General features: G+C 59.5%; 14 protein-coding genes. 3 read left to right on the top strand and 11 right to left on the bottom strand.

The annotated features are described in order from the left end of the window. Positions 1-21 precede the first annotated feature (21 nt). The 3 genes from FQ182_RS03465 to pmbA form a co-directional block, all read right to left on the bottom strand. Positions 22-1,398 carry an aspartate ammonia-lyase gene (locus FQ182_RS03465; RefSeq protein WP_149410881.1) on the bottom strand — a complete coding sequence of 459 codons (1,377 nt, stop codon included), beginning with the start codon at positions 1,396-1,398 and terminating at the stop codon, positions 22-24. After that, on the bottom strand, positions 1,391-1,786 hold the full coding sequence (locus tag FQ182_RS03460) for a FagA protein (protein WP_149410880.1): 396 nt from the start codon (positions 1,784-1,786) through the stop codon (positions 1,391-1,393). The genes FQ182_RS03465 and FQ182_RS03460 overlap by 8 nt, the downstream gene beginning before the upstream one ends. A gap of 142 nt (positions 1,787-1,928) precedes the next feature. After that, entirely contained in the window at positions 1,929-3,275 is a 1,347-nt protein-coding gene (gene pmbA, locus FQ182_RS03455; RefSeq protein ID WP_149410879.1) for a metalloprotease PmbA, read from the bottom strand. A 108-nt stretch (positions 3,276-3,383) separates the two neighbouring features. On the opposite strand from pmbA, the gene yjgA reads away from it, so the two are divergent. Further along, positions 3,384-3,905, top strand: a complete 522-nt coding sequence (yjgA, locus tag FQ182_RS03450; RefSeq protein WP_149410878.1) for a ribosome biogenesis factor YjgA — start codon at positions 3,384-3,386, stop codon at positions 3,903-3,905. A 44-nt stretch (positions 3,906-3,949) separates the two neighbouring features. Here yjgA and tldD read toward each other — a convergent pair whose 3' ends face one another. The 8 genes from tldD to mreB all read right to left on the bottom strand — a co-directional run bounded on the left by tldD (position 3,950) and on the right by mreB (position 15,136). Further along, positions 3,950-5,392: a metalloprotease TldD gene (gene tldD / locus FQ182_RS03445; RefSeq protein WP_149410877.1), complete on the bottom strand. Its 1,443-nt coding sequence runs from the start codon at positions 5,390-5,392 to the stop codon at positions 3,950-3,952. A 16-nt stretch (positions 5,393-5,408) separates the two neighbouring features. Beyond that, the gene (locus tag FQ182_RS03440; protein ID WP_149410876.1) at positions 5,409-6,257 is read right to left on the bottom strand and encodes a carbon-nitrogen hydrolase family protein; all 849 of its coding nucleotides are present in this window, start codon (positions 6,255-6,257) and stop codon (positions 5,409-5,411) included. 48 nt (positions 6,258-6,305) lie between these two features. Next, a complete protein-coding gene (locus tag FQ182_RS03435; RefSeq protein ID WP_149410875.1) occupies positions 6,306-10,121 on the bottom strand; it encodes a YhdP family protein in 3,816 nt (1,271 codons plus the stop codon). A 90-nt stretch (positions 10,122-10,211) separates the two neighbouring features. Then, positions 10,212-11,669, bottom strand: a complete 1,458-nt coding sequence (rng, locus tag FQ182_RS03430; protein ID WP_133099889.1) for a ribonuclease G — start codon at positions 11,667-11,669, stop codon at positions 10,212-10,214. A gap of 68 nt (positions 11,670-11,737) precedes the next feature. Beyond that, a complete protein-coding gene (locus tag FQ182_RS03425; protein ID WP_149410874.1) occupies positions 11,738-12,334 on the bottom strand; it encodes a nucleoside triphosphate pyrophosphatase in 597 nt (198 codons plus the stop codon). Between the two features lie 51 nt (positions 12,335-12,385). After that, positions 12,386-12,874: a rod shape-determining protein MreD gene (mreD, locus tag FQ182_RS03420; RefSeq protein WP_149410873.1), complete on the bottom strand. Its 489-nt coding sequence runs from the start codon at positions 12,872-12,874 to the stop codon at positions 12,386-12,388. Next, positions 12,874-13,959, bottom strand: a complete 1,086-nt coding sequence (gene mreC / locus FQ182_RS03415) for a rod shape-determining protein MreC (protein ID WP_149410872.1) — start codon at positions 13,957-13,959, stop codon at positions 12,874-12,876. The genes mreD and mreC overlap by 1 nt, the downstream gene beginning before the upstream one ends. A gap of 139 nt (positions 13,960-14,098) precedes the next feature. After that, positions 14,099-15,136: a rod shape-determining protein MreB gene (mreB, locus tag FQ182_RS03410; protein WP_002555108.1), complete on the bottom strand. Its 1,038-nt coding sequence runs from the start codon at positions 15,134-15,136 to the stop codon at positions 14,099-14,101. A gap of 210 nt (positions 15,137-15,346) precedes the next feature. Between mreB and gatC the strand changes: the two genes are divergently transcribed. Beyond that, entirely contained in the window at positions 15,347-15,634 is a 288-nt protein-coding gene (gene gatC, locus FQ182_RS03405) for an Asp-tRNA(Asn)/Glu-tRNA(Gln) amidotransferase subunit GatC (RefSeq protein WP_133099893.1), read from the top strand. Positions 15,635-15,650: 16 nt separating this feature from the next. Continuing rightward, complete coding sequence (gatA, locus tag FQ182_RS03400) at positions 15,651-17,102, top strand: Asp-tRNA(Asn)/Glu-tRNA(Gln) amidotransferase subunit GatA (RefSeq protein ID WP_149410871.1); 1,452 nt, start codon at positions 15,651-15,653, stop codon at positions 17,100-17,102. The last annotated feature ends 6 nt before the right edge of the window (positions 17,103-17,108 follow it).

The raw sequence follows: 17,108 nt of genomic DNA, 5'->3' as shown, positions 1-17,108 counted from the left end.
CCTCCAAAGCAGAGTCGGTAATTACACGCCGCCGGCCGTGAGCTTTTCCGGATCCAAGAGGATTTCCAGTTGGCTGCGAGGCAAATCGGTGTGTTCGAGCGCCACGTCAATCACCGGCCGGCCTTGTTGATAGGCCTTCTTGGCAATTTCAGCGGCTTTTTGGTAACCAATGATCGGGTTGAGTGCCGTGACCAGAATCGGGTTGCGCGACAGCGCTTCCTTGAGCTTGGCCTCGTTGACCTTGAAGCTGGCGATGGCCTTGTCCGCTAGCAGACGGCTGGCGTTGGCCAACAGCTCAAGGCTGCTGAGCAGGTTCTGGGCGATGATCGGCAACATCACGTTCAGTTCGAAATTGCCGGACTGGCCGGCGACCGTAATAACCATGTCGTTACCGATCACTTGGGCGGCAACCATTGCCGTGGCCTCAGGGATCACCGGGTTGACCTTGCCCGGCATAATCGAGGAGCCTGGCTGCAGGCCTTCCAGCTCGATTTCGCCGAGGCCGGCCAAGGGGCCGGAGTTCATCCAGCGCAGGTCGTTGGCGATCTTCATCAGCGACACGGCGGTGGTTTTCAGTTGTCCGGAGACGGCGACGGCGGTGTCTTGGGAGCCAATCAAGGCAAACAAGTTCTTGCCGGGAGTGAACTGAACTTCGGTCAAACGGCTAAGTTGCTGGCTGAAGCGTGCAGCAAACTCAGGGTGCGCGTTGATTCCGGTGCCCACTGCGGTGCCGCCTTGGGCCAGTGCCTGCAAACTCGGCAGCAAATCCTGTAAGTGGCCGACATTCGCCTTGAGCTGCTGCGCCCAACCATTGAGCACCTGGCTCATGCGCACCGGCATGGCGTCCATCAGGTGGGTACGGCCGGTCTTGACGAAGGGATGGACCTCCTGGGCCTTGTGCTCGATCACTTGCACCAGGTGCAGCAGCGCCGGCAGCGTTTGTTCATGCAACACCAGGGCTGCGCTGACGTGAATGGTAGTGGGGATGATGTCGTTGCTGCTTTGCCCACAGTTGACGTGATCATTGGGATTGACCGGCTCGCCGAGCAGGCGGCTGGCAAGGGTCGCGATCACTTCGTTGGCATTCATATTGGAGCTGGTGCCGGAGCCGGTCTGAAAAATATCCACCGGGAAGTGCTGCATGAAGTCACCCTCGAGCAAGCCAAGGGCAGCATCGACGATGGCCTTGCCTTGGGCTTCGCTTATCTGCTTGAGATCAACGTTGGCCCTGGCGGCAGCGGCCTTGGCCAGGATGAGCGCGCGAATAAACTGCGCAGGCATGCGTTGGTGGCTGATAGGGAAGTTGTTTACCGCACGCTGGGTTTGCGCGCCATACAACGCCTCGGCCGGGACTTGCAGTTCGCCCATGCTGTCACGTTCGATACGGGTGTTACTCATCGGAAGATCCTTGCACCAAGTCGGAGTGAGAAATAGACGGCAGCAACTCGCAGGTCGCCAATTGCCAGGCAAAGGTCTGCCAGCGCTTGAGGCGGCAGGCACAGTGAGAAAGGTTTTCCAGGTCACGCAGCGGGCGCCAGGCCTGATCCAGGCACATGGATCGCCAGTGCCAGGGCAAGGCGATGTCGGCGGCGGTGTCCAGCAGCAGGCGCAATGAGGTTTCAGCAATGGTCCAGGGATGAGTCGCCGTACAACAGACCAGGTATCGGCCTTCGTTCAGATAGTGTTCGATCAGGCGCGGCTCATCAGGATCGAGACCGCAACGAATCTGACGACTCATCCAGCGCCAGCTTTCCAGGTAGGGATCCTCATGCAGGACAGAAATCATGATCCACGCTCATTCGGTAATGATATTTATTATTAAATGATATTGAGAATCAAAACAAGCGCAGCGTCTAATCCTTCCGTATTGCAGGCACAAAAAAAGCGCGCCTCCCAATGGGGGCGCGCTTTTTTCAAGCGTCGCAGGCTTAGCTGCCGGCGACCGTCATCCGCTCGATCAACACCGAGCCCGTGCGAATGTTGCTGCGCAGTTCCAGATCATTTCCCACCGCGACAATCTGCTTGAACATGTCGCGCATATTGCCGGCAATGGTCACTTCCTGGACGGCGAATTGAATTTCGCCGTTTTCTACCCAGAAACCCGCCGCGCCACGGGAGTAATCGCCGGTGACCATATTCAAACCATGGCCCATCAATTCAGTGACCAACAGTCCACGTCCCATGCGCCGCAACAGCGCAGCCTGGTCTTCGTCGCCATGGGTCACAAACAGATTGTGAACTCCTCCGGAGTTGGCCGTGCTTGGCAGGCCAAGCTTGCGCCCGCCGTAAGTACCCAACACGTAGGAGACCAACTCACCTTTCTCGACGAATGGCTTGGCATAGGTGGCCAGGCCATCGCCATCGAACGCTGAACTGCCCATGGCGCCCATCAAATGAGGACGCTCATCCAGGGTCAACCATTCCGGGAACAGCTTCTGGCCAATCGCGCCTTCAAGAAACGACGACTTGCGATACAAGTTGCCACCGGAAATCGCCCCCAGAAAGCTGCCGAACAAACCGCCAGCCAATTCTGCGGAAAACAGCACCGGCACTTCGCAAGTCGGCACCGGACGTGCGCCCAGACGACTCGCGGCCCGCTGTGCTGCACGCTGGCCGATGCTTGCCGGATCAGCCAGCAACTCGCCCCGACGGTTCACGTCGTACCAGTAGTCGCGCTGCATCTGACCATCGGCTTCTGCGATCATCACGCAGCTAAGACTGTGGCGCGTGGACGCATAACCACCGATAAAACCATGACTATTGCCATACACACGGCAGCCTTGGTGGGTACTCAAGGTAGTACCGTCGGCGTTCTTGATCCGGCTGTCGGTATCAAACGCCGCCGCTTCGCAGGTCAACGCCTGCTCAATGGCCTGCTCCGGGGTGATGTCCCAGGCGTGAAACAGATCGAAATCTTTCAGGTCCCGAGCCATCAAGGCAGCATCGGCCAGGCCCGAGGCTTCGTCTTCCGAAGTGTGTTTGGCGATGGCCAGGGCAGCCGCAACGGTTTCGCGAATCGCCTCCGGGCCGCTGGCGGATGTACTGGCCGAGCCTTTGCGCTGGCCCACATACAAGGTGATGCCAAACCCTTGGTCGCGATTGAATTCAACGGTTTCCACTTCCCGCTGACGCACCGACGTCGACAGCCCCTGCTCCAGGGACACCGCCACTTCACAGGCACTGGCGCCCTGGCGCTTGGCCTCGGCAATGATCTGCTCGACTTGTTCCTGCAGTGCCGGTAATGCTTGTGGACCGACGCTTTGGGCTGCACTCATGGTTTTCTCCACTCAAATTCTGCTTTCGGTTAAGGCCTTCGAGCGACCGGGCCGGACAAGCGGCCCCCGACTGGTTATCATGGCGGCGTTTCTTTGCGGACTGCCACCATGGTTGATTCTTACGACGACTCCCTCGATGGGGAGAAAAGCAAAACCCAGGTCAAACGTGAGCTGCATGCTCTGGTTGGCCTCGGCGAGCGCCTTACAACACTCAAGCCTGACTTGCTGGCAAAACTGCCATTGACCGACGCTCTGCGCCGGGCTTTGACCGATGCGCCCAAGCACACCGCGAATATCGCGCGTAAACGGCACCTTATGTTCATCGGCAAACTGATGCGCGACCAGGACACTGACGCCATTCTGAGCTTGCTCGATCAACTGGATAACTCCACTCGCCAGTACAACGAACGCTTCCACAACCTGGAACGCTGGCGTGATCGCCTGATCGCAGGCGATGACGGTGTCCTGGAGAAGTTCGTCATCGAGTATCCCGATGCGGACCGTCAGCAACTGCGCTCCCTGATCCGTCAGGCCCAGCACGAATTGGCGCAAAGCAAGCCACCGGCTTCCGGCCGTAAAATCTTCAAGTACATCCGTGAGCTGGACGAGACTCAACGCGGCCTGCGCTGATCCTCTTCCCCGGGTGGCGGCCTTCGCCACCCGAAGCTCCCTTCTTACGACCCCGTGCCACCCACGGTGATCGCATCAATCTTCAGGGTTGGCTGGCCAACACCCACCGGCACCGACTGCCCATCCTTGCCGCACGTCCCTACCCCGCTGTCCAGCGCCAAGTCATTACCGACCATCGACACCTTGCTCATGGCTTCCGGACCGTTACCAATCAACGTTGCACCCTTGACCGGCACGGTGATCTTGCCGTTTTCGATCAAGTACGCCTCGCTGGTGGAGAACACAAACTTGCCGCTGGTGATGTCCACCTGACCGCCGCCGAGGTTAGCGCAGTAAATACCGCGCTTCACCGAAGCGATGATTTCCGCCGGGTCGCTTTCGCCAGCGAGCATGTAGGTATTGGTCATGCGCGGCATTGGCAAGTGCGCGTAGGACTCGCGACGGCCGTTGCCGGTGCGGGCCACGCCCATCAGGCGGGCATTGAGCTTGTCTTGCATATAGCCCTTGAGCACACCGTTTTCGATCAACGTGGTGCATTGGGTAGGCGTGCCTTCGTCGTCGATGCTCAGCGAACCGCGACGCCCGGCTAGTGTGCCGTCATCGACGATAGTGCAAAGCTTGGACGCAACCATCTCGCCCATACGCCCGCTGTAGGCCGAACTGCCCTTGCGGTTGAAGTCACCTTCCAGGCCGTGGCCCACCGCTTCGTGAAGCAACACTCCCGACCAGCCGGAACCCAGTACCACCGGCAAGGTGCCGGCGGGTGCCGGAATAGCTTCCAGATTGACCAGCGCCTGACGCAGCGCTTCACGGGCATAGCCCATGGCGCGGTCTTCAGTGAGAAAATAACGATAATCCGTACGCCCGCCGCCGCCATGTCCGCCGCGCTCGCGACGACCGCTCTGCTCGACGATCACACTGACGTTGAAACGCACCAGCGGCCGCACATCCGCCGCCAAGCTGCCGTCGGTGGAAGCCACCAGAATCCGTTCCCAGACACCGGCCATGCTCACGGTCACTTGCTGGATACGCGGGTCCAGGGCACGGGTCGCGGCATCTACACGCTTGAGCAACTCAACCTTTTCTGCGCGGCTGATCACTTCCAGCGGGTTATCCGGGCCATACAGTTGCGTCACGTCCTGGGTGCTGAATGCCTGAACGGTCCCGTTCTGGCCGGCGCGGGAGATCGAACGCGCGGCGCGGGCGGCAAGGCCGAGGGCTTCAAGGGTGATAGCGTTGCTGTAGGCAAACCCGGTTTTCTCGCCCGATTGCGCACGCACGCCCACACCTTGGTCGAGGCTGAAGCTGCCGTCCTTGACGATGCCATCTTCCAGGGCCCAGGACTCGGAGATCTGGCCCTGGAAATACAGGTCGGCGGCATCGATACCAGGACCTGCCAGGTCGCCCAGCACGGTTTGCAAGCTTTCGATGGTCACGCCACCGGGCGCCAGGAGGTGTTCACTGACTGAGGACAACAACTCGCTCATAGGTTTGGCCTTAAATTCATCGTTCTGAAGCAGGTCGCTGCGCGCCCTGCGAGAAAAAGCGTCGGTGGCCCGCCACCGGCATGCGCGCCCGTATCGACGCCTGTTCACTGCTATCGCGTTCGGCCAACAACACCGCTTCGCCTTGATTTTGTTGCGTCAGCACTCGCCCCCATGGGTCGATAATTGCTGCGTGGCCAAAGGTTTCCCGTGGTCCTGGATGCACGCCGCCCTGCGCCGCCGCCAGCAGGTAGCACTGGGTTTCAATGGCTCGGGCGCGAATCAGCACATCCCAGTGTGCCGCACCGGTCACCGCAGTAAATGCCGACGGTGCAGTAATCAACTCAGCGCCCGCTGCACGCAATTCGCTGTACAGCTCCGGGAAACGCAAGTCATAGCAAACCGTCAATCCCAGGCGCCCCACTGGCGTATCCGCCACCACCACCTGGCCACCGTAAGCATAGTCATCGGATTCGCGATAACGTCCACGGGCATCCGCCACGTCAACATCGAACAGGTGCAGCTTGTCATAGCGGGCTATGATCTCGCCGTGATCATCGATCAGCAACGAGCAGGCATTGGACTTGGCGCCCGGCTGATCCAGCGGCGGCAACGGTAAAGTGCCAGCCACTATCCATAAGGTGAGGTCACGGGCGGCCTGTTTCAACCATGGCAGGATAGGACCTTCGCCCAAGGCTTCGGCGCGGCCGATATCGGCGACATCGCGACGGCCCATGGCGGCAAAGTTCTCCGGCAACACCGCGAGCCGTGCACCGCCAGCCGCCGCCTGCTCCAGCAGACGCCGGGCCTGGGCCAGGTTGACCAGTATGTCGCTCTGGCTGACCATTTGAATTACCGCAAGGGACATGGACCGACACTCCATAAAAAGCATGGGGCCATGCTACTCCACGGGTACTCAGTTTGGTTTTTCAAATGGCTTGTCGAAGCTGATTTTCGGGTCCTTCCAAGGGCCTTCGACCTTGTATTGCACACTGGCAAAACGTGAGACCCGATCACCAATCAGCTTGTCGATCAGGAACAGCGCGCCGCCAATGGCCGGCGCGCCGACGATCAATGCGGCAATCGGCAGGTTGTTGGTCACCGGCAAGGTCACCAGCAGCTTGGCAGCGACGCGATCCGACACCAGGTCCAGGGTGCCGTTGAGCTCCAGGTTGCTTGAAGGGCCGGTCAGGATGATCGGCTCACGGGTGACAAAAACACCGTCACTGGCGGCCAACAAACCTTTGACCCGGTCGTAGCTCAGGCCCTTGCCGAGCAAGTCCGAGAAGTCCAGGCGCAAACGCCGGCCAATCGAGTTGAAGTTCAACAGACCAAACACCCGCAGCGCCTGCGCGCCGCCCTCCACTTCAACGAACTGGCCTTTGCGAAAGCTCGCGTCCAGGCTGCCGGAGAAACGCTTGGGGCCGACCCAGGCGGGTGAGCCTGGCCAGCGGCCATCGACGTCCAGATGGAAATCCTCGCTGGTCACGGTCGGCGCAAAGCCCCAACCCTTGAGTACATCGGCAATGTTCTTGCCGTCCAGCCGGCCCTTGTACCAACTGCTGCTGGCGCCAGCCGCGCCTTCCCAACCACCGGCACCTTTGAGCTGCATGCCCTTGAGGCCAAGGTCCAGGCTGTTGAACGCCATGCCTTTGGCGGTCGGGCGAATCTTCAACGACCAGGCACCAATCAAATCCGGGCCCTGGAACAACTGATCGATGGCGATATCCAGCGCCGGGATGTTCTTGGGATCAACGTCCGCCAGCGGATCTGGTGCGTTTTCATCGGCCTGCACTGAGGGATCGACCGCAGGCAAGCGCACGTACTGCAGATTAATCGCAATCGGCGCACCCTTGGCATCCGGCAGACCCACGGTGCCTTTGGCTTGCTGGCTGTCGAACCGCATGGCCCAGGTGGCTGGGTTGCGGTCCAACTGCAAATTGACCTGATCGAACTGGGTGCCAAAACCGGTCAACTTGCCGATCTTGAAGTCTGCCCCGTTCAACAACTGCTTGGCGCTGCCGCCTGGATCATTGCCGGCGTAGCGGTCCACCAGTTTTTTCCAGGGGTCGATATCCAGCTCCGACAACACTCCCCGAATGCGCAACCCTTTGCCGCCGGGCAACAGCGCATCACCATCGCCAAGGAACAATTCGCCACGACCTTCGACAAACTTGTCGGCCGGCGCGGCAAAGGTAAAGTTCGCCAGCTCGCCATAATCAAACCAGTAACGACGCTCCGCCCCCTGCAAAGTCATGCGGAACGCACTGTCACGGCCCTGGCTGGCGGGCATGCCGAACGGGGCCGGCAATTCCACCGCCACCCCCTTGAGATTGGAGCTGACCATCAGTTGACTGTCAGCACCGTCCAGGTTGAGTTGCAGTTGATAAGGGATATCACCGGAAACCGGCAGCGGCTGACTGACCTTCAGCCAGTCGGCGAGCCTCTTCACCGTCACCTGTCCCTTGGCTGTTACCCGGGTGCTGATGTTCCCCGGCTTGCCATCGGCAAAAATTTGCGCAGTGATCGGCCGGTCGAAGGCTTGAGCAGTGATGTTCTGGCCGCTCAAACCCTTGGCGCTGTCAAAGCGGAAATCCCCCTTGAGCTGGCTCAGATCCAGGACTGGCTCGGCCAGCTGCAGGCGCGCCTTGTCAGTTTTGAAGTCCACTACGATTTTCGGCTCTGCACCCTTGGCCAGGGGAATATCCAGGTCCAGCTTGCCCTGCAGGTCACCGTCGCCTTTCCAGCCAGCAAAAGTCGAAGCCGTGCCGATTGGCGCTTCCTGGAGGATTTTCAGGCCATCGCCCAAGCCACCGGCAAACCCGCCGGTGAGCAGCAGATGACTGTCCTGGCCGCTGGGGGCATGGGGAATATTGACGTAGATATCCTTGACCTTGGTGTCGAGCAACTGGCCCTTGCTGGCCAGGATGCGAACACCGGTCTCCTCGACAAACACTTCACCAGCAACCTTGCCGACATGGGGCCAGCCCGGCTGGAACGCCAGTTCGGCGTCGTGCACCTTGAAGAACAAACTGATATTGCGCGAGGCGGCCAAGGCATCGTGGTCCAGCGAGCCTTGATACTGGAAGAAACCTTCGTCCACCGCGCCCTTGAGAATCGCCGTACGCAGCCATTCATCCAGGGCCGGACTCAACACAGCTGGCAAGTACTTGGGTGTGAAACGCCCGTCGCCATCGACCATGCCGACCCGCAGGTCCATATAGTCTTCCTGGCTGTGGTCGAAACGCAGGCGAATCAGGAAGTCGGCGGCAACCTTGCCTTCTTCCCCCAGCACCTTGATGTACGGCGCAATCAGGGTGAAGCCGTCTTTATCCAGCGTCCAGGTCAGGCGAGCGTTGGCCTGAATGTACTGCCAGGGCTTGGCAAAAATCGGAAACAGGTGCAGGGAAAAGTCCTTGCTGTCCATGCGTAACTCGCCCTTCCCCAAATCGCCGCTGATGCTACCGGTGACGTTGCGGGCAGCCGGCGCGCCGAAATAGGCATCGAAACCGACTCGATCAAGGTTGGCGGCAAAACTGACCTGCTGATCAGTGGTGTCCTGGGGTCGATAATCTGCCAGGACATTGCGCAGCATCCCGGTAGCCTTCAGGTGTTCGACCGCTGCGGCCACACCCTCCGGTAACGGTACCAGGGCATTGAGCAAAGGGGTAATAGGCGTAAGGTCCAGGCGATCTGCCTGCAGGTTCCAGACTTCCTGGGCGCTGCCAGAGGCCAATGTCTGCTGCAATTTCAGGCGGGTTTCCCAGCGGGTGTCCCCCAGGTTCATCGCCAGCGAATCGAAGACCACCTTGAGGCCACTGTCACTACGCTGCAGGTAAGCTGTGAGCGCAAGGTTCTCAATATGGGCGGGCTTGCGCTCGGCGTAACGACCCTTTAGTTGCGGAGCATTGAGGCGCGCGACTGCGCTTTGTATGGTGCCCTTGTTCCAGGTCAGCCAGAACTCGCCACCTGCCTTCAACTCACTGAGTTTCCATTGCTGGGTCAGTTTGGCCGGAATCCAGCGAGCCCAATCACTTTGCGGCAAACTCAAGTAAGCCTGGACTTCACCGTCCTTCCATTGGCTGGCCCGGATTCGGGTACGCAAACTTAGCGCCAGAGGCTGACCGTCCGGTAACGTCAAACGGGCTTCCAAGCGTTGTCGCGTAGCGCCAGTTTTCAGGCTCACACCAACGTAAGTCAGGGTCAACGGCGCCTGATCGAAGGGCTGCAAGGTCACCTGGCTGTCGAGCAGTGACACTTGCGCTACCACCTGCATACGTTTGAGCAGTTGCTCTGGTTCCAGAGGCTGACCGTCCTGCATCGGCAAGCCTTGCAGTGCCCAGTGGCCGTCCTTGTCCTCTTTCACGCTGACCTGCAGGCCGCTGACTTCCAGGTTGGCGATGCGCACTTCCCGCGCCAACAGGCTGGCCCAGAGGTCGGGTACCACTTGCACCTGATCCAGGCGCAAGGCACTGCTGCCTTCGCCAACCATCACGTCATGGGCGAACAATACCGGCGCAAAGCCGCTCCAGCGCCCTTCCAGGCTGCCGATGCTCAAGGGCATATCAACGGCGGCACGGGCCTTGGCTTCGATTTCGCCACGGTATTCGGCCACCAGGGGCGTCAATTCACGGCCCAGGCTGACGTAGACCGCCGCCAGTACCAGCAGCAAGGCACACAGGCCGAGGCCCCAGCGGGTCAATGCGGCAAAAAAGCGTATCAGACGCTCCATGTCAGGCGACCCTCAAGACAATAGTCGGACGACAGATCAAGGTCTGTCGGTCTCGTAAAAAACGATCAAATGGAAAAGCAGCACAGCGGATCAGAGCAACACCACGTCGTATTGTTCCTGGGAGTACATGGTTTCAACCTGAAAGCGAATCGTGCGGCCAATAAAGCCTTCCAGCTCCGCAACGTTGCCTGACTCTTCGTCCAGCAGCCGATCAACCACCTTCTGGTTAGCCAGAACTCTATAGCCTTCGGCCTGATAGGCCCGCGCCTCTCGTAAGATTTCCCGAAAAATCTCGTAGCAAACCGTTTCCGGGGTTTTCAACTTGCCGCGCCCCTGGCAACTGCTGCACGGCTCACACAGCACTTGTTCAAGGCTTTCGCGGGTGCGCTTGCGGGTCATCTGCACCAGGCCCAACTCGGTGATACCGATGATGTTGGTCTTGGCGTGGTCGCGCTCCAGCTGTTTTTCCAGAGTGCGCAATACTTGGCGCTGATGCTCTTCATCTTCCATGTCGATGAAGTCGATGATGATGATCCCGCCAAGATTGCGCAGACGCAGTTGGCGGGCGATGGCGGTGGCCGCTTCGAGGTTGGTCTTAAAGATGGTTTCTTCAAGGTTGCGATGGCCGACAAAAGCCCCAGTGTTGACGTCGATGGTGCTCATGGCTTCCGCCGGGTCTACCACCAGGTAGCCCCCAGACTTGAGCGGCACCTTGCGTTCCAGGGCTTTCTGGATTTCGTCCTCGACGCCATACAGGTCGAAAATCGGCCGCTCGCCTGGGTAGTGCTCCAGGCGGTCGGCAATTTCCGGCATCAACTCAGCGACAAATTGCGTGGTGCGCTGGAAGGTTTCCCGCGAATCGATCCGAATTTTCTCGATCTTTGGGCTGACCAAATCTCGCAGAGTACGCAGCGCCAGGCCGAGGTCTTCATAGATGACACTCGGCGCGCCAATCGTCTTGATCTGGGCAGCGATCTGATCCCAAAGACGGCGCAGGTAGCGGATATCCATGAGAATTTCATCAGCACCGGCACCCTCCGCAGCGGTACGCAGGATAAAGCCACCAGCCTCCTTGATACCTTCCAGGGCAACGCAGTCGCTGACGACCCTTTTCAGACGCTCACGCTCGCCTTCATCTTCGATTTTCAGGGAGATTCCCACGTGGGCAGTGCGTGGCATGTACACCAGATAACGTGAGGGAATCGACAACTGGGTGGTCAGGCGCGCGCCCTTGGAGCCGATCGGGTCCTTGGTGACTTGTACCACCAGGCTTTGCCCTTCATGCACCAAGGCGCTGATGCTTTCGACAGCCGGGCCTTCGCGCAGAGAGATTTCCGAGGCATGGATAAACGCCGCACGGTCCAGGCCGATGTCGACGAACGCCGCCTGCATGCCCGGCAACACCCGCACGACCTTGCCTTTATAGATATTGCCAACGATCCCGCGCTTCTGGGTGCGCTCGACATGCACTTCTTGCAGAACACCGTTTTCTACCACCGCCACGCGCGATTCCATCGGCGTGATATTGATCAGAATCTCTTCACTCATGGCTGGGTCTCGTTCAGGCGTTTTCACAATAGTGGCCGATCGCTTGGGTTTGGCGCTGGGGTAGGCGTTTAGCACGCGCTAAGATTTTGCCAACAGGGTATGCCGAAATGGCCCAGCACCTCGAAGGTTTCGCATACGGGCAAACCGACGACGGCGGAATAACTGCCATTGAGTCCAGCCACAAACACAGCCGCCAACCCTTGGATAGCATAGCCGCCGGCCTTGTCCTGAGGTTCGCCGCTGTGCCAGTAAGTGGTGGCTTCCTGCGCTGAGATCTGGCGAAAGCGCACGCGACTGCTGACCAGCCGCGTTTCGCAACACTGATCATCCAGCAGGGCGATGGCGGTGAGGACTTCATGTTCACGATCAGAAAGAGCCAGCAACATGGCCAGGGCGTCGGCCTGATCCAGCGGTTTGCCGAGTATCCGGCCGTCGAGGACCACTGCCGTATCGGCACCCAGTACACAGGCGCCCGAAGCATCCGCCAACGCAGCCAAGCCCGCCGCAGCCTTGCCACGAGCCAAGCGTTCGACGTAGGACGCAGGCAATTCATCTGTCAGGGGAGTTTCATCAATAGCGGCACTGACTACAGTGAAAGGCACACCGATTTGTGCCAGCAGTTCACGCCGCCGAGGTGAGCCGGATGCCAGATAAAGCGAGTTCATTCCAGACTCTCCCTGTAGGGTTCGATAACCAGGCAGAGCCTCGCGATCCGTTCAATTGATTTTATAGCGGCGACTCAAGCCACGCAGGCCAAAGCTGATCCAGGGCCAGAGCAAGGCACTGACCAAGGCCGGCAGCACCAGCGCCAGCGTTGGTTGGCGGTTGCCGGTCAGGGCGCTGAGCCACAATTGCACCAGTTGGGCCAGGCCGAAGATCACCAGGATCACCAGGCACTGCTGCCACATCGGGAACATTCGCAAGCGCTGCTGCAACGACAACACCAGGAAGGTAATCAGGGTCAGGATCAGGGCGTTCTGGCCGAGCAGCGTGCCATACAGTACGTCTTCCGCCAGCCCCAGGCACATTGCCGTGACCATGCCAACCTTGTGAGGCATCGCCAGCGACCAGAATGCCAGCAGCAATGCCAACCATAGCGGGCGCAGGATTTCCATGAATTGCGGCAGCGGTGAAACGCTGAGCAACAGGCCAACGGCGAAGGTCAGCCAGACGATCCAGCCATTACTAGAGTGAGTGCCGGCCATTATTGTGCCCTCTGCCGAGTGGTTGCAGGAGCCGCAGCCGGTGGTTTGGCTGCGGGGGGTGTCACAGGTGGCTTGGCGGGACGCGAACCGGGAACCACGGGGTTGGCCGGGGTTGCCACTGGCGCGGCAGCAGCCGGTATCGCCGCAGGCGTGCCAGGCACAGCCGGTTTAGGCACCGTCGCAGGAATGATCGGCGTGACAGCGTTTTGCTTGTCTTGCGCTTCCTGAGCCTGGGCGGCCTCGTTAGCGCGCTCTTCCGCGGTGCGGTTGTCGCTGAACACCAGCAGCAGGTAGCGGCTGCGGTTCAACGCGGCTGTGGGCACGGCGCGGACAATGGCGAACGGCTGGCCGGAGTCGTGGATCACTTCCTTGACCGTCGCCACGGGATAGCCCGCAGGGAAACGCTGACCCAGGCCGGAACTGACCAACAGGTCGCCTTCCTTGATATCGGCGGTATCCGCTACATGACGCAATTCCAGGCGCTCCGGGTTACCGGTACCGCTGGCAATCGCCCGCAGGCCATTGCGGTTAACTTGTACCGGAATGCTGTGGGTCGTATCTGTGAGCAAAAGTACCCGGGAGGTGTACGGCATCAACTCCACCACCTGGCCCATCAAACCACGGGCATCGAGCACCGGCTGGCCAAGAACCACGCCGTCGCGCTCACCCTTGTTGATGATGATGCGATGGGTGAAGGGGTTGGGGTCCATGCCGATCAACTCGGCCACTTCGACCTTCTCGTTGACCAGCGCGGAAGAGTTGAGCAACTCGCGCAGCCGAACGTTCTGCTCCGTCAGAGCCGCGAGCTTTTGCATGCGCCCTTGCAGCAGCAGGTTTTCAGTTTTGAGTTTTTCGTTCTCGGCGACCAGTTCGGTCCGGCTGCCAAACTGGCTGGCCACACCTTGCCATAGCCGTTGCGGCAGGTCAGTGATCCAGTAGGACTGCATCAAAACCAGCGACATCTGACTACGCACTGGCTTGAGCAGTGTGAAGCGGGCATCGACCACCATCAGCGCGACCGATAGCACGACCAGCACCAACAGGCGCACGCCCAACGAGGGACCCTTGGCGAAAAGCGGTTTAATAGGCCGCTCCTCCCAGGCAAATGTTTACTTTATTCATACGGCATCAAACCGGCCTGGATGCAGATTGAAGAAGATAAACGCCAACAGGCAGCACTGCAAAGTGCTGCCTGCGGGCGAAGCATGAACGATCCAGGGAATCTTATTCGCTGGAGAGCAGGTCCATGGTGTGTTTATCCATCATTTCCAGTGCACGGCCACCGCCACGAGCGACGCAGGTCAACGGGTCTTCGGCGACGATCACCGGCAAACCGGTTTCCTGGGCCAGCAACTTGTCGAGGTCGCGCAACAAGGCGCCACCACCGGTCAGTACCAGGCCACGCTCGGCGATATCGGAAGCCAGTTCCGGCGGCGATTGCTCCAGGGCGCTCTTCACAGCCTGAACGATGGTGGCCAGGGACTCTTGCAGAGCCTCCAGCACTTCATTGGAGTTCAGGGTGAAGGCACGTGGAACGCCTTCGGCCAGGTTGCGACCGCGAACATCAACTTCGCGAACTTCGCCGCCCGGATAAGCGGTGCCGATTTCCTGTTTGATGCGCTCGGCGGTCGATTCGCCGATCAGGCTGCCGTAGTTGCGACGCACGTAGGTGATGATCGCTTCGTCGAAGCGATCGCCGCCAACCCGCACGGATTCGGCATACACCACACCATTGAGGGAAATCAGGGCGATTTCAGTGGTGCCGCCACCGATATCCACCACCATCGAACCGCGAGCTTCTTCAACCGGCAGGCCGGCACCGATCGCAGCAGCCATAGGCTCTTCGATCAAGAACACTTCACGAGCACCGGCACCAAGGGCCGATTCACGGATGGCACGACGCTCCACCTGGGTGGATTTGCACGGAACGCAGATCAGCACACGAGGGCTGGGCTGCAGAAAGCTGTTTTCGTGAACCTTGTTAATGAAGTACTGCAGCATCTTCTCGCAGACGCTGAAGTCGGCAATCACACCATCCTTCATAGGACGAATGGCAGCAATATTGCCTGGTGTACGGCCGAGCATGCGCTTGGCCTCGGTGCCGACGGCAACGACACTTTTCTGATTACCATGGGTCCGAATGGCCACAACCGATGGCTCATTCAGGACGATACCGCGCTCGCGCACGTAAATAAGGGTGTTGGCAGTGCCCAGGTCGATGGAAAGATCGCTGGAAAACATGCCACGCAGTTTCTTGAACATGGGAAAGGGACCCTAGGCAACGCGTGGGTAAAAAAGTGCGGCAAACTCTAACAACGACAGGGATTTTGGGCAAGGCGCCAATATGTTAAATTAGCCGACTTTCTGTGCACCAACCCCCACAATCGCGGCCATATGACCGTAGAAATGCGGTAGTGTTCCGACAATCTAACACACGGATAGCTTCCGTTCTGTTTTCCACTGGAGAATCCCATGGCGCTTGAACGCTCCGACGTGGAAAAAATCGCTCATTTGGCCTGCCTGGGCCTTAATGAAGCCGATCTTCCACAGACCACCGCAGCCCTGAACAGCATTCTCGGGCTGGTTGACCAAATGCAGGCCGTCAATACCGACGGCATCGAGCCCCTGGCTCACCCACTGGAAGCCAGCCAGCGCCTGCGCGCTGACGTCGTGACCGAATGCAATCATCGCGAGGCCTACCAGTCCATCGCACCAGCGGTCGAAAACGGCCTGTATCTGGTTCCGAAAGTCATCGACTAAAGGGAAAGAGCCTGCAATGCATCAATTGACTCTGGCCGAGATCGCCCGCGGTCTCGCCGATAAAAAGTTTTCATCCGAAGAGCTGACCAAGACCCTACTGGCCCGTATCGCCGAGCTCGATCCAAAGGTCAACAGCTTCATCAGCCTCACCGAAGAACTGGCCCTGAGCCAGGCCAAAGCCGCCGACGCCCGTCGCGCCAACGGTGAAAATGGCGCCCTGCTGGGCGCACCGATTGCCCACAAGGACTTGTTCTGCACCTTGGGTATTCGCACCAGCTGCGGCTCCAAGATGCTCGACAACTTCAAGGCGCCCTACGACGCCACCGTGGTCGCCAAGCTGGCCGCTGCCGGGTCTGTAACCCTGGGCAAGACCAACATGGACGAATTCGCCATGGGTTCGGCCAACGAGTCGAGCTACTACGGCGCGGTGAAAAACCCGTGGAACCTGGAACACGTGCCCGGTGGTTCATCCGGTGGTTCGGCTGCGGCAGTTGCAGCTCGTCTGATACCTGCCGCCACGGCCACCGATACCGGCGGATCGATCCGCCAGCCGGCAGCGTTCACCAACCTCACCGGACTGAAACCGACCTACGGTCGTGTTTCCCGCTGGGGCATGATTGCCTACGCCTCCAGTCTCGATCAGGGCGGTCCTTTGGCGCGCACTGCCGAAGACTGCGCAATATTGTTACAAGGCATGGCAGGCTTCGATGCGCAGGACTCCACCAGCATCGATGAACCGGTGCCGGACTACAGTGCCAGCCTCAATACCTCGATCAAAGGCCTGCGCATTGGCGTGCCGAAAGAGTATTTCAGCGCCGGCCTCGACCCGCGCATCGCTGAACTGGTGCACAACAGCGTCAAGGAGCTGGAAAAGCTCGGCGCAGTGATCAAGGAAATCAGCCTGCCTAACAACCAGCATGCGATTGCTGCTTATTACGTGATTGCCCCGGCAGAAGCTTCCTCCAACCTGTCGCGGTTCGACGGCGTACGCTTCGGTTATCGCTGCGAAGACCCGAAAGACCTCACCGACCTTTATAAGCGCTCCCGTGGCGAAGGTTTCGGCGCCGAAGTACAGCGCCGGATCATGGTCGGCGCCTACGCTCTGTCAGCCGGCTACTACGACGCGTACTACCTCAAGGCGCAAAAAATCCGCCGCCTGGTCAAGAACGATTTCATGGCTGCGTTTGAAGAAGTCGATGTGATTCTCGGCCCAACCACGCCCAACCCGGCATGGAAGATCGGCGCCAAGAACGACGACCCAATTGCCGCGTATCTGGAAGACTTCTACACCATCACTGCCAACCTCGCGGGTCTGCCGGGCTTGTCCATGCCAGCAGGTTTCGTCGACGGTCTGCCGGTCGGCGTGCAATTGCTCGCCCCGTATTTCCAGGAAGGCCGCCTGCTCAATGTGGCGCACCAGTACCAGTTGAACACTGACTGGCACACTCGCACCCCTACTGGCTTCTGAGGAGAA

The sequence above is a fragment of the Pseudomonas sp. ANT_H4 genome (assembly GCF_008369295.1).
Taxonomy (GTDB): Bacteria; Pseudomonadota; Gammaproteobacteria; order Pseudomonadales; family Pseudomonadaceae; genus Aquipseudomonas.
This window is presented reverse-complemented; position numbering and strand designations above follow the sequence as displayed.

Bases quoted from the DNA above. Each gene is read 5' to 3' on its own strand.
- FQ182_RS03465 (WP_149410881.1), bottom strand. From the start codon at position 1,398: ATGAGTAACACCCGTATCGAACGTGACAGCATGGGCGAACTGCAAGTC.
- FQ182_RS03460 (WP_149410880.1), bottom strand. From the start codon at position 1,786: ATGATTTCTGTCCTGCATGAGGATCCCTACCTGGAAAGCTGGCGCTGG.
- pmbA (WP_149410879.1), bottom strand. From the start codon at position 3,275: ATGAGTGCAGCCCAAAGCGTCGGTCCACAAGCATTACCGGCACTGCAG.
- yjgA (WP_149410878.1), top strand. From the start codon at position 3,384: ATGGTTGATTCTTACGACGACTCCCTCGATGGGGAGAAAAGCAAAACC.
- tldD (WP_149410877.1), bottom strand. From the start codon at position 5,392: ATGAGCGAGTTGTTGTCCTCAGTCAGTGAACACCTCCTGGCGCCCGGT.
- FQ182_RS03440 (WP_149410876.1), bottom strand. From the start codon at position 6,257: ATGTCCCTTGCGGTAATTCAAATGGTCAGCCAGAGCGACATACTGGTC.
- FQ182_RS03435 (WP_149410875.1), bottom strand. From the start codon at position 10,121: ATGGAGCGTCTGATACGCTTTTTTGCCGCATTGACCCGCTGGGGCCTC.
- rng (WP_133099889.1), bottom strand. From the start codon at position 11,669: ATGAGTGAAGAGATTCTGATCAATATCACGCCGATGGAATCGCGCGTG.
- FQ182_RS03425 (WP_149410874.1), bottom strand. From the start codon at position 12,334: ATGAACTCGCTTTATCTGGCATCCGGCTCACCTCGGCGGCGTGAACTG.
- mreD (WP_149410873.1), bottom strand. From the start codon at position 12,874: ATGGCCGGCACTCACTCTAGTAATGGCTGGATCGTCTGGCTGACCTTC.
- mreB (WP_002555108.1), bottom strand. From the start codon at position 15,136: ATGTTCAAGAAACTGCGTGGCATGTTTTCCAGCGATCTTTCCATCGAC.
- gatC (WP_133099893.1), top strand. From the start codon at position 15,347: ATGGCGCTTGAACGCTCCGACGTGGAAAAAATCGCTCATTTGGCCTGC.
- gatA (WP_149410871.1), top strand. From the start codon at position 15,651: ATGCATCAATTGACTCTGGCCGAGATCGCCCGCGGTCTCGCCGATAAA.